Here is a 15,108-nt window from a genome sequence, read left to right as displayed (position 1 = left end):
TTGGTTATTGTTTGCTGCGAGTGCTCGATATTTACAAGGCAGTTAAGCCCGCTGCGCGGACCACTCTTCCACGTTCCAAATTTTGGTGACCCAATCCTCATAAAAATCCGGTTCGTGGGAAACGAGCAGCACCGTCCCCTTAAATTCCTGAAGGGCGCGCTTCAGCTCGGCTTTGGCTACGACGTCAAGATGGTTTGTCGGCTCGTCAAAAAGGATCCAGTTCGCTTCACGCATCATCAGCTTGCACAACCGCACCTTCGCCTGCTCGCCGCCGCTGAGCATATTGAGCGGACGCGTAATGTGTTCGTTCTTCAGGCCGCAGCGGGCCAAGTGAGCACGCACTTCGTGCTGGTTCAAAGACGAAAACTCATTCCATACGTCGTCAATCGGCGTGATGTTGCCGGGGCGGACCTCCTGCTCAAAGTAGGCCGGATACAGAAAATCGCCAAGGTACGTTTTGCCGCTGATCGGCGGGATTTTACCCATGATCGTCTTCAGGAGCGTCGATTTGCCGACACCGTTGCAGCCGACGATAGCGATTTTTTCTCCGCGCTCAATCGTCATGCTCATTTTGGGAAGCAGGGCGTGGGTATAACCGATCTCGAAATCGATCCCTTCAAACACCGTCTTGCCGCTCGCCCGTGCCTCTTTAAAGTTAAACACCGGCTTGGCCGCTTCTTCCGGACGATCGATCCGCTCGATGCGCTCCAGCTGCTTCTCACGGCTCTTCGCCCGGCCGGAGGTCGAATAACGCGCCTTATTCCGCTGGATAAAGTCTTCCTGCTTCTTGATAAATTCCTGCTGCTTCTCATAGGCATCGATATGCTGATTTTTTGAAATATCCGCCATCTCCAAAAACTTCTCGTAGTTGGCCGAGTACCGGGTCAGTTTAGCGAATTCCAGATGATAAATGACATCGACGACCTGGTTCATGAATTCCGTATCGTGGGAGATCAAGATAAAGGCATGCGGATAATCTTTCAGATACTGGGTCAGCCACTCGATATGCTCCACGTCCAAATAGTTGGTAGGCTCGTCGAGGAGAAGAACGGTTGGTTTCTCGAGCAGCAGCTTGGCCAGCAGCACCTTGGTGCGCTGACCACCGCTGAGGGCGGCCACGTCCCGGTCCAGCCCAATCGCATTAAGGCCAAGACCGTTTGCCATCTCTTCCACTTTAACGTCGAGCATGTAGAAATCGCCGATATCCAGTTGTTCCTGAATATCGCCCATCTGCTCAAGCAGCAGCTCCAGCTCTTCGGGAGACGCATCGGCCATTTTCTCGGTGATCTCCATCATCTCTTTTTCCAGCTCGAGCAGCGGCAGAAAGGCATCCTTAAGCACATCGCGGATCGTTTTGCCCGGCGTCAGCTTCGTATGCTGGTCCAGATAGCCGTAGCGGACCTTCGGCGTCCATTCCACCTTGCCGCTGTCCTTCAGCAGCTGCCCCGTCAAAATATTCATCAAGGTTGACTTTCCGACACCGTTGGCACCGACGAGACCTACATGTTCGCCGGCCAGGAGGCGGAAGGATACGTTTTTAAACAACGTGCGTTCCCCGAAATTGTGGGAGACGTTTTCGACTGTCAATAAGCTCATAGCTGCTTTTTGCGCTCCTATCTATGATAAAAATTCATTTTTAGCATCAAGTCATTGAAATGACATTCAAGACATCATTTTATCATAAGAAGGAGCCGGCCGTAAAACAGAAATCCACGAAATCATGGTTTCTTAATTGAAGAAACCATTACGGCTCGAAAGCCCGTGTGCACGGTTTCTCAAAATAGCCGTTTGCAGCCGCTTCTTTGGCGCTCGTGAAGGTCTCCGCAGCGTCCAAATCACCGGCACAATCACCTTTGGAATAATAACGGATACCTGTTCGGTGATCCACCCCCGCCTTGATCACGGTCGACTTGACCAATCTCCCGCTGCCTAGCGCGTAATTGTTCAAAGCTCGCTCGCCGATAGGGATGCCTTGGATAAACGCCAAGATGCCGATATCGTCGATCGAGTTATTCCACTCCTCCTGCGAAATGAGCGGAAGCGTAAACACGTACGATGCTCCGTTTCGGACTGCCTTTTCATTATGCCTGTTAATGACATTGGCAAGGTCGTCCTCGATCGCCTGAACGATGGTCGTTCTTCTTACCTGCTCATACCGTACCCCATCTTGCAGCAAAGGAATGGACGATGTCGGTCCGAGCTCCCTTTGAAGTCCCCTGATCCAAGTGCCCGAGCCGGCTTGATAAGCTTCTACGACATTATCGAGCGTAAAATGGACCAGATTGCCTGCCCGGTCGCTGTAACTATACGGCTTTTTCGGAAGCCATAGATGCTTAGCATATGCCATGCCGTCAGCTCCCTTATATTCCTCCTCCGCGTACACCCAGTATCCGTCATAATCGATCACAATTACGGCCGGAATGTAACGGTCCAGCACCTGCTGCGCAGCCGCATCCTCTTCGATTCCCAAATTGGCATACAGTGTATGGTAAAACGTATCAAGGGCCAGCTCCTTATCCGCTTTAAAAAATTTCGCCGAGCCGTAGCCTGACTCAAACTCCTGCCGCTCATTGACGTTCAGCATGCTCCCCGCGTCCTGAACGGCTGTTCTCAAGGCTGTAACGTACTTCAGCTCGGTAAAACGAACATTCCGCTGATCCTGAACATGGTAACCCACGATCAAAAAGACCGGAAAGAATATGACGATGAATACGAGGCAAAAATCAGTAATCTTCATTTAGTACCATGCCTCCATACGGAAAAGCGATCACTGCGGCCTCACCGGTCAATGCCCCTGTAACGAAATCGAACATCACCGTTCCCGCCGTCCGGTTCACATTTTTGACCGTAACTTTAAAAAAGTCTCCGGCCGTGAGCTTGTAGACTCTCGATTCATCGTCTTTGGGGTCCGTCGTGTTGGGAAATATATGATCCATAATGTCAGAGGTGTAATATCCGTCATAAACGGTGCTGAACTTGTTTTGAAACGTACCCGGGTCAGCCGCGTCGGTATATTCCGGTTGATATTTCTTGTGAAGATGCTCCATCTGCACGTCGAACTCGTTGCCCGTCGCCTGAATTTCTTCCAGAAATTGCTCATACATCACCGGACTGATATAGCCCTTGTTCCTTACGGCATCCACGAACTGCGTCACTGCATTATAAACGACGATGCGGGAAAGGTCGTCCTGCCGCTGCGAAGCTTCCGCTGCCGGATAAATATACATGACGACCACGGCCAGCAGCACCGCCGCAAACTTCGAGATGGCGTTACTCATGGCTGGTCTTCTCCCTATTCTCCGACTTCGCAAAATGGATGCCGGTCAGGACGCCGGAGCCGTCCCACTCATAAGCAACGGAGTAGAGCGCGCCGGTCTCGATCATTGAGAAATCAAACCCATCCTCCCCTGGACCTCCGGGAACAATTGCACCGTCTACCGAAATCCGGACACCCGGATCGTTAAGCCCCATCATACTGAACACAACTTGAGAGCCGCTGACCCAATCCTCATGCGATGCTTCCAAAACGGGCTGTACGCTTCTCAACTGTCCTTGGGCGGCGAGCCCTGCCCCGTTCACGGCACGGTTCAGTTCTCCGGTCAAGCTTAGAGCGAAGATGCAGGCGCTGATAAACAAAATGAATGCTATACTGACGGAAATCATGCTTTCTGCGTGCTGATTCATAACCTAAGCCACTCCTTCACCGTCCCTGCCTACTGCTCAAATATAAGTCCCCGTACTACATTGGAGCTGTCCTTCACGATGCTTGCCTTAAACTTTCCGCTTGGATTGACATACTCATTGCTGGACTCGTTGGCGGTTTGCGTCAAGTTTCCTACACGCTGCCCTGTATTGATCACCGAACCGTAATTGTCGCTCGCAATATCGGCGCTGATGTTGAGCTGATTGCCGTACCACTGACCCTGCCTGTTTTTGCCCGTTTTCACCAAAATACCGAATTGGTCCTTATCCTTGAACTTTCGCAGTGCATTCGTCACCTGGGAACCGCTGATGCTTGTTCCGTCGTAAACCGTAAACGAAGCCTGGGACAGCTCGGTCTGGATGTCCGAGAAATTGTTTTGCGCGGTTTTTGTAGCTTCCTGCGCCGATATAAACAGAATGACGACAATCGTAATAAGGGCGATCGTCAGAAAAATGCCTGCGGCTACTTTTAATGCACTGGACGCGTTGTTCATAGGTTTACATCTCCTTATATTTTTTGAATTTGCTCGTAATAGATGTTCATCTGCATGAAGCTCATCGCAATCAGCGGGATGACCAAATAGATGAAAATCAAGGAGTACATGGGTGCAAAGCCGATCAGCCTGCCAAGACCCGCTTTTGTATCAATGATCCGCTCATAATCCTGTTTTCGCTGCTCAAAATAAAAGGACATCTCACCTTCCAAATCGTCGAAAGCCTGGCTGATCGGTATTTTCTCCACGGAAAGAAGCAGCTTGTCCACGATTCTTTGAAACTCGGTGAACCGCACCTCCTCCTTCAATTGCTGGAGAGCCATTTCCCCTCCGTGGTCATAATGGATGAGACACTTCTGAATTGGAATTTTGAATATGACGGCAAAACGGTCCATCCACTCCAAAATTTCCTCCACCGAAATCCGGTCCATCTCCCTCAGCATCGAAATGACGGTCTGGTACTGGTAGACTTCATGCCGCATGTCCATATAGCGAAGCTTCCTCTGGAACAGAAGCAGCCAGAAAGGCCATTCGTATCCAAGCATGCCGGCGAAGAGGCACAACACAAGCTCCCACCATTTAAAATACTCGTTGTGATAAGCCTGAAGCTTGCCGAGGATCCGGTTAGCCGAGTCTACAAGCTCGTCTTTGCCGAGGCCTTTGCTTTCAGCCTGCTGCAGCTGTTCGGCAATCTCCGCATAGGTAGCTTCCGGCGACATGTTCACCCTTCTCATGACCTCTTGGTCCCGGCTGCTGAGACGCTTGCCTTCCTCTTGCTGGGTGATGGTCGTCTGCCCGAAGAAGCTGTCCTGAACCACCGGATCGTACATGATGTGATGCCTGGACATCTGATGAAGATACAAAGTCATCGTTAGCGTAACCGCAAACACAATGAGGCTGTAGACGACCCGCCGGATGTAAAACCATTCATAGGTCAGCTCGGTTCCGGTTTCCTTCATCAAGCGGACCACTTTGGAATAATCAGCGCTTCCCGGATGGGGGGCGACCCATGCGGCCATTACCCGGAATAACGGAATACGCGAGATTGCTTTCTCCCATGGGCGGCTGTTTCTTCCCGCCCGGTATGTAGTTTCATCATTCTGTTGAAGCTTTTGCAGCAAAACAAACGACAGGATAATCACGATATAAATGAGAATTTTGGCCGCATACCCAAGCTTGCTCATATAAAACTCATCCATCGCCGGAAAGCTGCTTCTGGCCCATCGCTCGATCGGCTTGGTAAAAAACAGGGGAACTAACGCGATCACGTTGAGGCCTTTTAACAGATAATCGAGCTTGCTTCGCCGCAAAATTTCCAGATGGATCTCCTTCGTCAGCCCGCTAAGTCCCTGCAAATAAATGGAGCCCTGCTCCTTCACCTTGTCGCCAAATTCCATGATCATATAAGAAATGCCGGCAAAAGCTTTCAGAAAACGGTTGGGTGCAGCTTCATAGTACTTCTCCAATTCTTCGGAAGGGTTATTGCTGATCAGCGCCTCGGCAATTTTTCGGGTATGAAGGCCTGCCTCGTCATCGGCCGATTCAGCCGCCTCCTGCAGCGCCTCATCCACCATCCCATGCTGATGATACCGGTGGCGGATGTCCGAGAACAGATCGAGCATTTGGACGAGCAGCCGCCGCTCCAGCCGGTTAACCACCATGTCGATCAACAGGCTGTTGATCACCACCGCAGTAAGCAGAACCAGCAGAAGGAAACTTAAGCTCGGGTTCAGCAAAAACAGCACCGCAACTGAAATGCCCAGTGTCCCCAGTATGGAAAGCGTAACCTTCATGACCTCATGGCGGAGATAAAATTCCTCATACGCATGAACGCCGCTTACCCGTTTCCTTACTTTTCGGATATAGGCTGAAAGAAGCGGTACAGAACAACCGACGATATAAGCGGTTTGAAGAAATTGCTGCCATCGTTTGCGCAGCATCAATTCATCCTTCGGACGCGCAGGATCGCTCAGCAGCTCCAGCCGGTTCCGCCGCGACCTGTTATTCAGCCACATCATGACGGCATAGACTACCGCAAACAACGCCAGAGAAATGATCAGGACCAGGAACAGCAGACGCCTAACTTCCATATCCATTCCCCCAGTTCGTCTGAGCAAAATTCTTGAACATGACCGCATCTTCCACGCTCATCTGCTCGGCCATTTCCCTGAAGTTCCTCTCGGAAATGGGTTCTGCGGCCACATATCCTCCGTCGCGAAACTCGATGATGTTCCGGGAGGAAAAGGTGCTCTGGTCATGAACGCGGCGATAATATTCCGCCTGCATTTCCATGAAGTGGCCTAGCATCTTCCTGATGCTCCCGTGGGTGCCCCCTTCAATCATGCCCAGCGGCTCCTTCTCCTTGGGGATGCATTCGGTAATCCGTTCGATGTACCGTTTGCCGGCAGCATCCCGTTTCAAATGAATGTCAAAGTTGATGACTTGAACCACCTGCTGTTCAGCAACGGCTTCATGGTGAAACACACCGCTCTTCAGCAGAGAATTCCGCAGGGAGAAGATCAAATCGCGGAACGTCTTGGCGTGATGCGTAAATACGGTAAACAAGCTGGCGACCTGGGACATTTGGATCATCCAGGAGGAAACCCCGTCGCTGGCCACCTCGCCCAATATATTGACCGTGCCGTCCGTCTTTTTCTGAAGGTCCAATCCTTCCTGTCCGGTAATGCGGTCTGTCTCCCGGAACGATAAAATGTTTCTGCGGCTGTAAATCTTCCGGAGGTGGAGCTCGAACGCCATTTCCTGCACCCGGAGTGTATAGGTTGGGTAGATATGCTCGATCATCGCCATCAGCAGCGTCGTTTTACCCGAGCCCTGGGCCCCAGTGATTGCCGTAATTCGGCTCCCTTTCATGAGATAGCGCAGCATTTGGATCGGAAGCTGGGCGTTGTCCCCGGTGACCAGCTGCTCCAGCGTCGCGCTGCGGATGTCAAACTTACGGACGAAAAAAGCCCATGACTCCGAAAACGGCGGCCTGACCACCACGACGCGCGACCCGTCCTTCATTTCGTTTACTTTGTAGCCGTTAGCTTCCGACAGCTGACCGGGGTGATTGTATTTATAAATGTTCTGGCAGACACGCTTCAGCTCAAGCTCTGTCCCGAAGGACAGACAGGCCATATGAATCGTTTTGCCCCTGTAAAATATCCACACGCTTTCGGTCATTCTGGCTTTACGATCCGGCTGAACCGAAGCTTGCAGCATACGCAGCGGGTCCAGTCCATAGGAGGCGGCGAATGTCTCGTCAGCCAAAATACCGCTCACACCGCCGCTGACCCCGTCAATCCGCTGATCCCTGAGCTCATCGATGACCGAAAACCCTTTAAACTGCTGGTAAATACGCTGAACTACAATTTCCAGCTTCTCCGAAAACGTCAGGCTTCGGGATTCATTGGCATACATTTGTTCCACATCGCTGGCGGTTACAGCATAAACTGGCTCATCGCCATAACCAGGAAGCACGCGCAGTTCGGCTAAACCGTGCAGTTCGAGCATCATCGACAGCGCGTCCTGGCCATACTGCAGTTTGTATAAATAAAAGATAATTTCGAATTGATCCTGTACGTCCAAAAGCCTTGGATCCGCAAACGGAATCGCCTGGTCTATGTTGCCCTCCGTCACGCCATAACTTTTGACCAGCAAGTCAGCCATAAACTGCTTCACGTATTGCTTTTCATGAACATCTCCGGAAATGCAGTTCTTAAGCGCTTTGCGCAGCTCGCTGCGCTGATTCAGCCTGCGCTTGTATTCTTCTTCATGCAGTCCCAGGTCGGTTAGTTGACTGTGGGTCAGCTCATGAAGGGTCTGTTTGACGAAGGATGTCATCGCTTCGATCGTAAATTCAACGCCGGTTGTCCCGGCTACAGGGGGCCGTTTGCGCAGATCAAGCCATCTCAAGTAAATGAAAAGAGCTGCAAATAATAGAATGATTGCCATAAACAAAATGTTGAACAGCGGTCCGGAAAACATTCAAGCTCCCCTTCCCACCATTTTCAAAGCGGGTATTTCAAGCAAATTCATCAGGTCTTTGGCCAGCTGCCTTATGCTGCAGTAGAAGTGTGCCGATGGGTGCCGATCGTTTAGATTGCGGCTGCGCTGCATATAGTTCATGACACCATGCATGTTCCACGCATCCATGAAATCCGTATTGTAAGGAACTCCGTGAAGAATGCCCTTATACCCGAACCTGCGTTTAATGTTGTGAAGCGTGCAGTGGGATTCTTTGTCGTAGCGCCCAAGGACAAGGATAACCGGCTTATCCTTTAACTGGTCGGGATAGTGTCTCCCGCTGAAAAAGTGTTCCAATCCCTGAACACTCTGCGTCAGGCTGACGACGATCAAATCCGCCTGCTCCAGCATCGCACCGTCCCCCGGATCCCCGGCTGCCCCCATCCCGGACCCGGCATCCAGCAGCACCAGATCATAACATTGGTTGGCGATCGTTACGATGGACTGCACCGATTGCGCGCGATAACCCGGCAGCGTTCCTCCCCGACGGTCATTTCCCTGGACGAAGTCGAGACGCTCAGGCAGCACTGGGATCGTGTAATCCCGGAAATTGTCCCTGAATAAACGCCGGTTAACCGCAAGCCTTTCCAGCGCGTCCATACCGTGATCGTGAAACGACACGAGGGAATGGTCGAGCACCAGCCTGCTGCTTCGGAACGCCCCTTCCACACGTTCCCCCGTCGTACCACCGTGACCGAGAAGGATGCGCAGGCGATATTCCAAACCGAGGCAAGCCGCAGCCGCTGCTGCGTGCGCCGAACTTCCGCTCCCTCCCTCTAGCGGGCTCCAAAATGCTACTGTACTCATACTTTGCTCCTTTCCGCGCTCCGTAAGGCGCGATGGATTGTTTTCGGTTCCATATCTGTCAGAAGTCTCATCAGCAGGCATAGATTTTTTTTATATATTCGGCTCAGGCGTCTGATCCGTACCTTCCGGGTATGATCGTTCTGCAGCTTCAAGGCATAATCCGTCTCGACCCACGGGATGACGACAGATGCTTCCTTCCATAGCACAGGGAGGCTGCCGAAATATCCTTCCGCGTACCCTTCATCAAAAAAATCATCCACTGCCCGGACGTACACTTTATAGAATTCCTGCTGGGTACTGCCGAGATGCCCGCGTAACAGGTCTTCCAACCAATCCCTTCCCTGCTCCAGCGTCCAAATCTCATAATCGCTGACCCATACCAACGCAGCGGCGCTTTCCCAGGAATCACGGGGGCAAAATTCCGCCTGCTCCATATCAAACACAACCACGTCGTATTGCTCTATCGGTGTCCCGACTAACGCTAGATGTTCCCTCAGTTCGGATTCATCCGCAAAACCCGAAGCGACATCAAAGCCGGAAAATTCCGTTATAGACAGCGGTTTGTCCAGCTGTCCGATATATAGCGGATATTTATGCTTCTCGGTCGCATCCACCAGCAATACCTTCTGCCCTGCCGCACGAAGCAGCATGCACACATAGAGCAGCAGCTCGCTCTTGTCGCATATTCCGGCAAAGATCCACGTCTTCACCTCATCACCCCTGGCCAGTCGATTTTTTCAAAAGTTCACGCATCGTGTTGCTTTGCTTACATACAGCTCCGGCTGCTCTTAACTATGGTTGATCCGTTGAACTCCCACCCTCTTTCACTGTCTGTTCCAGCAGCTTGTTCTGCTGCGGTTGGTCCAACGTAAACGAGTCCTCTGACTCCCCGGCAGGGGTTGAACCGTCCGTCTGGAACGAGCTTGGCGTGCTAGAGGAAGATCCTGAGACCTGACCATACCCTGAAGAATATTCCGACGCCGAAAATGAGCCGTTCCCTGGAGATTGTGCATCCGCGCGGGCAAGGTCGCTCTCCAGCGCTGTGCGCACGGCCTCAGCCAGCGTCTGCTCCGCTTTGTTTACGATGTTAGGGTCGCTCGCAATCAGTTTCATCACGGCTTTATTTACCGGATAGGTCGGGACCGCCCTGCTCTGCATTTCCGGTTCAACGTAAGTGAGCGCATATAATGCGGCATCATGCAAATAGGCATCCACCATGGCGCTCGACAAAGACAAAATCTCCTGCTCGTTCATCTTGATCCACATCGTTGGCGAAGCAAGCTTATCTATCTTTTTCTTGGACAGCACGATGTAGTCCTGACCGGAAGGAAACTGGATCCGTACGTCGACGGAATCCCCTTGCCTCAGGTTGGAGGGCAGTGAGACCGCCTTCATCTCCCGGTTTCTTAAATCTGGTGCGGTCGGCTGGCCTTCATACAGCATCGCTTCGGTTAGCGGCGTACCTTTGCCCAGCTCGATCTTGGCAGTCCTTCCCGCAGCTCCGTCCTTGTCCGTGATCAGGTTGCCAGGGGCAGCCTCGAGCGGAAGCTTGATCTGAATCAGATCGCCCTGCTTGATCGTCTCTCCGGGAGCAACATCGCGGGAGATGGTCCACCCGGATGCCATTGACTTCTGCGACTGGAGCTGAGCCTGCTCCAAATCGGCGATTTGCCGCTGGTAGTGGCGCTCTATCGCTCCCTCCCGTTTGTTGTGCTCCATCGCGTTCCAGACCGCATAGCCTGCAAACAGCAGTCCCATCGCCGAAGCGCCTGCTAAGCCTGCATAAATCAAATGTTTCGTTCGCTGCCTTAACTTTGACATACTTCCCGATTACCCCCTCCTTCATAGTCGCATCTCAGCTTAAGCCAAACCTGAACTTTCGTCTGCGCTCCGCGACCGGCAGCAGCCCTTGGAATATCCGGACAAATGCCCGGTCCATCTCATCGCATTGGTCAAAAGGATCTACCTGTAGAGGGATGGAAAATACCCGGGACGTGCCCAGCGTACGCCGCAGCCGGTGCACAGCGTCCTGCGGTGCGAGCGGAAGAAAGTACATCCACTTATGCTGCGGATGACTGGACAATTGCTGGACGAGCCCGACCAAATCCTGGTGCTTCCACTCCGCTCCCGATCCGACAATAATGGGAATATCCGCACGCAGAAATTCCTCCAGCCGGTCATTACCGAAATAAGCTCCCAGATCCATCACCACAAAGCTGTAGCTTCCACCAAGCAGGGAGATCACGTCTGCCCTCCCGGTTTGCCGCCAGTAATCCACGCCCTGCACTTCAAACTTGCGCTCACCCGTTTGCACGCTATCTGTCCTGCCGGCCGCGATTCTCTGAATCCGGCCGAACGCCGGCGATTGCAGATTCATCTCGACAAGGGCTACTTTGCCGTAGTTTCGGGCTAAATAATGCGCGACGGCAATCGCCGTATGGGTTGTCCCCGTGCCGCTGCCGGCCCCCATGACTGCGATCGTCAGCGTTCCCGGAAATCCCGGCTTCCTCCCCGCTTTCAGTCCCACCGGTTCTGTACCCAGCATCCCGTTGGAATCCAGGACCGAGCGTACCTCCTTGGCCGATTGGTACCTGTCTTCGGGTTCAATGCTCAGCAAGCGGCGGATAATAGGGATCATGCCTTTCGGAATATCGGGGCGGATTAGTTCCTGAACCCCTTCCTTCCATTCGCTGCATTTGCCGCCTGTGGACAAATACAGCATCAAGGCGCCCAAGCCGTACAAGTCCGACCTTGCGTCACTTTGCCCCAATCCATACTGCTCCGGGGCCGCAAATCCGACCGTACCGAGCTTAACGGTGTCCTGATATTGATCCTGCTTGTAATTTCTGGCGATCCCAAAATCGATCAATCGGACTTCCAGCTGGCGGGCAAGCATGATGTTGGATGGCTTCAAGTCGCGAAAAATGACCGCGGGTTCATGCTCATGCAGATACTCCAGCACTTCCAGCAGCTGATTCGCGATCTGCAGAATCGTTCCAGCCGGGAGCCTGTATTGGTTCTCCTTAAAATACTTCTCGAGCGTAACACCCTGAATGAAGTCCATGACCAAATAAGCGAACCCTTCTTCATCCGATGCGAAAAAATCGACGATTCGCGGGAGACGGGGATGATTCAATGAGATGAGAAGCTCAGCCTCATCCTGCAAGCCCTGAAGCAGCTCGGGCCTCGACGGTGTCTCCTTGACGGCCCACTGCTTGCCTGGAAGCTTCAGGTCCGCTGCCAGGTATACCCGGCTCATACCCCCTTCACCAATGCTGGCGATTACTTCGTACCTCCCTCCAATCCTTTGTCCGGGACGCAGCCTGGAAGGATGACTCATCGTATACACAACCTTTCTGAACGACAAAAAAAGGAAAGCACCCTCTGGATGAAGACGTGGCCTGAGCCACAATCGTACTCCGGGATGCTTTCCCTATATTATCGTTTGGTTAATTTTGGTACTAGTATAAAATAAATTGTCGGATCTCGCAAGAAATATTTTCCAACCAAATTTACTTCGTTAATTCAGGCTAATGAGCACAGGATTTAACGGGATTAATATTTAATCATATAAAGTGTGATCTCGTCCCGATTGTGAAACAGCTGCTTGGCTCTCTGAACCTGCATCTCAGCCTGCTCAAACGACGAAATGACATCATCAATTAATGCCATCGGTTTCTTATGCATCAGCTTCACCGTTACAACCGCCGTTCCTCCCGCAGCCAGGCTTGGCAGCAGCTCCTTCACCAGCTTCACCATCTGTTTCGGACTCCAGCTCATATCGCAGACAAGAAGATCAAATTCCTCATCCTTGAATTTTACCTCTGAGGCATTTTTCCGGAGGATCCGCAACGCGGGATGCCCCTGCAGCGACTCATGCATGACAGCAGGGTCCACGGCCGTAACCTGTAAACCGCGCTCCAGCAAAAAGGACGTCCAGCCTCCAGGCGCCGCTCCGATATCAAGCGCCTTGTGAAAAGCGGTGAAATCGATACCAAAGCTCTGCTCGGCTTCGAGCAGCTTGAATTTGGCCCTGGAGATCTGTCCTTCCTCACGCTGAAAGCGGATTGCTCCGCCGCTCCAGTCCGACAAGTTGCCGGATGGACGTGAAACCCCGGCGTACAGCATGCTTCCGGCGGCAAAAATAGAAATGATCCACTCCGGATCCTGCACGACGAAATCCGCCCCGAGGTCGCTCAGCATCTCGGCCAGCGTTTCGCGCAATTTGCCCGCACTGTCCTGCCACAGGCTGTCGTCGGCTTTCCGAACCTGGAGCGACACGGCTGCGCCATGAAGCTCCCTTCGGTTCCGCAGGAAGGCGCTGACCTCACGGACCGCCTGATCCATATCTTCTGCATTTTGCTCCAGCTGCACAGGCTGGATGTGACGCAAAAAGATCGGCGGGCTGCTGATAATCATGTCTACGGCCCGTCCGGCTTCTTCATTTAGCGTTAACAGGAACACCTCTCCCGACACGAGCACGCGGCTTTTCAGGCTGCCGAATTTGCGGCGCAGCTCTTCCTGGGCATAAGGAGCGAAGCCATGGTTTGCCGTGCATATAAATCTTGAGATGGAATCTGCCGATTCCTCGCTGTTTTCATTATTCGATAAGTTATGATCAGTCAAAATGGGTTTACCCTCCAGAAATCACTTTAATCCATGGACGTCCTTCATCCCATTCCAGTTTGGCAGGAATGTCGTAAGTCCGCTTGATCAGTTCGTTAGTCAACACCTCTTGCTTTGGACCGGAACCGGCGATTTTGCCGTCACGGATCAGCGCCACATGGGTGAATAGAGGCACGATCTCTTCCACATGGTGGGTCACATACACCACGGTCATATTCCGCTGGCGAAGCCGGTCGACTTCGGCCAGCATCTTTTCCCGCTCATATAAGTCCAGGCCCGCACATGGCTCGTCCATGATCAGCAGCTTGGGGTCTACCATCAAGCAGCGTGCCAGCAGTACCTTTTTCCGTTCGCCCTGAGAGAGCGTGCCGAAGGGATGCTCCGCATGTCCTCCCAAGTGCATATCCTTCAGCAGACTATAAGCCTTCTCTTTGACGTCCGCCGGAATCTCCTGATAAAACCGCAAAAAAGCGTACGCTCCGGTCGCCACTACTTCCCAAACCGGGTCGCTGAGTGACAGCCTTTCGATCAGCGAAGGGCTGATATAGCCGATTTCTTTGCGCACTTCCCGGACATCGCACTCGCCATATACATTACCCAGTACTTCAATTGTACCCGAGCTGGGAAAAAGATAACCCGTCATCATTTCCAGCATCGTCGTTTTACCCGAGCCGTTTCTCCCGAGAATCGCCCAATGCTCCCCGGGTTTTATTTCGAGAGTCACATGATCAAGAATGAGGTTGTCCTCTCTTCTCAGCGTCACGTCCTTCATCGAAATCATGATATCACTCCCCTAATTTCCTGCAGCAGGTCCTCCACGGAGCCCATGCTGTACCGGATGGACGGCTTGGCGCTGCGGTTCGCGTCGGTGACGAGGAGCGCAGGCACGCTGCGGATCTGATACTGCTGAACGACCTGAGGCAGCATGTTCACGTCCGCATCCGCCACGATGCCCTCCGGCAGCAAATGCTCCGCCACTTCAAGCATTCGTCTGGCCGCTTTACACGTGCCGCAGAAAGGAGTATACAAAAAGACGGCCAGCGGCTGCCCCTTGGTCCAAAGCTCCTTCAGCAGCTCCTGCTCGCTTAGATGCCTCATTGCGGTTCCCCTCCCGCAACCCGCTCAAGCACATCTGGAGGCATTGGGCCATTATGAAGCACGACATGCTCTGGCTTATGATGATAGAGCAGCTCATACATTTCCTTTTTCCCCCACATACTCGACGTATGCAAATAAATCTCCTGCGGGAATAAGGCGTCCGTAATCATATGCTTGACCACATCCTTGCCGGTCATTTCACCGGGTCCCAAGTCAAAATCAAGCGACAATATGCCAACTTCGCACTCTTTAAGCATCAGAAGGCATTCCTCCGCATTGCGAGCGAGGGTAAAGCCTTGCGGACAACGGCGATAGTCATCCAAAAACAGATGGATCACGCTCGGGTCCCTCCTTC

The 15,108-nt window shown here is 52.5% G+C and carries 15 protein-coding genes; all 15 read right to left on the bottom strand.

Annotated features, from left to right (window positions below; genetic code table 11):
* Positions 1-42 precede the first annotated feature (42 nt).
* The 15 genes from ABID47_RS04305 to ABID47_RS04235 all read right to left on the bottom strand — a co-directional run bounded on the left by ABID47_RS04305 (position 43) and on the right by ABID47_RS04235 (position 15,091).
* Positions 43-1,596, bottom strand: coding sequence for an ABC-F family ATP-binding cassette domain-containing protein (locus ABID47_RS04305; RefSeq protein ID WP_354495030.1), 1,554 nt, complete (start codon positions 1,594-1,596; stop codon positions 43-45).
* 148 nt (positions 1,597-1,744) lie between these two features.
* Positions 1,745-2,737 (bottom strand): hypothetical protein, encoded by a 993-nt coding sequence (locus ABID47_RS04300; RefSeq protein ID WP_354495029.1) that lies wholly within the window; start codon positions 2,735-2,737, stop codon positions 1,745-1,747.
* Entirely contained in the window at positions 2,724-3,278 is a 555-nt protein-coding gene (locus ABID47_RS04295) for a hypothetical protein (RefSeq protein ID WP_354495028.1), read from the bottom strand. Before ABID47_RS04295 ends, ABID47_RS04300 begins: the two co-directional genes overlap by 14 nt.
* The gene (locus ABID47_RS04290; protein ID WP_354495027.1) at positions 3,271-3,684 is read right to left on the bottom strand and encodes a hypothetical protein; all 414 of its coding nucleotides are present in this window, start codon (positions 3,682-3,684) and stop codon (positions 3,271-3,273) included. The genes ABID47_RS04295 and ABID47_RS04290 overlap by 8 nt, the downstream gene beginning before the upstream one ends.
* 29 nt (positions 3,685-3,713) lie before the next feature.
* Positions 3,714-4,196, bottom strand: a complete 483-nt coding sequence (locus ABID47_RS04285) for an ABC transporter permease (RefSeq protein ID WP_116229876.1) — start codon at positions 4,194-4,196, stop codon at positions 3,714-3,716.
* 14 nt (positions 4,197-4,210) lie between these two features.
* Complete coding sequence (locus tag ABID47_RS04280; RefSeq protein WP_354495026.1) at positions 4,211-6,286, bottom strand: hypothetical protein; 2,076 nt, start codon at positions 6,284-6,286, stop codon at positions 4,211-4,213.
* A complete protein-coding gene (locus ABID47_RS04275; protein WP_354495025.1) occupies positions 6,276-8,183 on the bottom strand; it encodes an ATPase, T2SS/T4P/T4SS family in 1,908 nt (635 codons plus the stop codon). The genes ABID47_RS04280 and ABID47_RS04275 overlap by 11 nt, the downstream gene beginning before the upstream one ends.
* Positions 8,184-9,029, bottom strand: coding sequence for a hypothetical protein (locus ABID47_RS04270; protein WP_354495024.1), 846 nt, complete (start codon positions 9,027-9,029; stop codon positions 8,184-8,186).
* Positions 9,026-9,739 (bottom strand): hypothetical protein, encoded by a 714-nt coding sequence (locus tag ABID47_RS04265; RefSeq protein ID WP_354495023.1) that lies wholly within the window; start codon positions 9,737-9,739, stop codon positions 9,026-9,028. Before ABID47_RS04265 ends, ABID47_RS04270 begins: the two co-directional genes overlap by 4 nt.
* An 82-nt stretch (positions 9,740-9,821) precedes the next feature.
* Complete coding sequence (locus tag ABID47_RS04260) at positions 9,822-10,850, bottom strand: SAF domain-containing protein (protein WP_354495022.1); 1,029 nt, start codon at positions 10,848-10,850, stop codon at positions 9,822-9,824.
* Positions 10,851-10,884: 34 nt separating this feature from the next.
* Complete coding sequence (locus ABID47_RS04255) at positions 10,885-12,369, bottom strand: serine/threonine-protein kinase (protein WP_354495021.1); 1,485 nt, start codon at positions 12,367-12,369, stop codon at positions 10,885-10,887.
* Between the two features lie 215 nt (positions 12,370-12,584).
* Positions 12,585-13,655 (bottom strand): SAM-dependent methyltransferase, encoded by a 1,071-nt coding sequence (locus ABID47_RS04250; protein WP_354495020.1) that lies wholly within the window; start codon positions 13,653-13,655, stop codon positions 12,585-12,587.
* Positions 13,656-13,662: 7 nt separating this feature from the next.
* Positions 13,663-14,436: an ABC transporter ATP-binding protein gene (locus ABID47_RS04245; protein WP_354495019.1), complete on the bottom strand. Its 774-nt coding sequence runs from the start codon at positions 14,434-14,436 to the stop codon at positions 13,663-13,665.
* Entirely contained in the window at positions 14,433-14,753 is a 321-nt protein-coding gene (locus ABID47_RS04240; protein WP_105442235.1) for a thioredoxin family protein, read from the bottom strand. Before ABID47_RS04240 ends, ABID47_RS04245 begins: the two co-directional genes overlap by 4 nt.
* Complete coding sequence (locus tag ABID47_RS04235; RefSeq protein ID WP_145024202.1) at positions 14,750-15,091, bottom strand: cyclic-phosphate processing receiver domain-containing protein; 342 nt, start codon at positions 15,089-15,091, stop codon at positions 14,750-14,752. The genes ABID47_RS04240 and ABID47_RS04235 overlap by 4 nt, the downstream gene beginning before the upstream one ends.
* Positions 15,092-15,108 lie beyond the last annotated feature (17 nt).

Source organism: Paenibacillus favisporus (assembly GCF_040545415.1).
Classification (GTDB): Bacteria; Bacillota; Bacilli; order Paenibacillales; family Paenibacillaceae; genus Paenibacillus_AQ; species Paenibacillus_AQ favisporus.
Note: the sequence above shows the minus strand (reverse complement) of the source record. Positions and strands in the feature narration are given on the sequence as shown.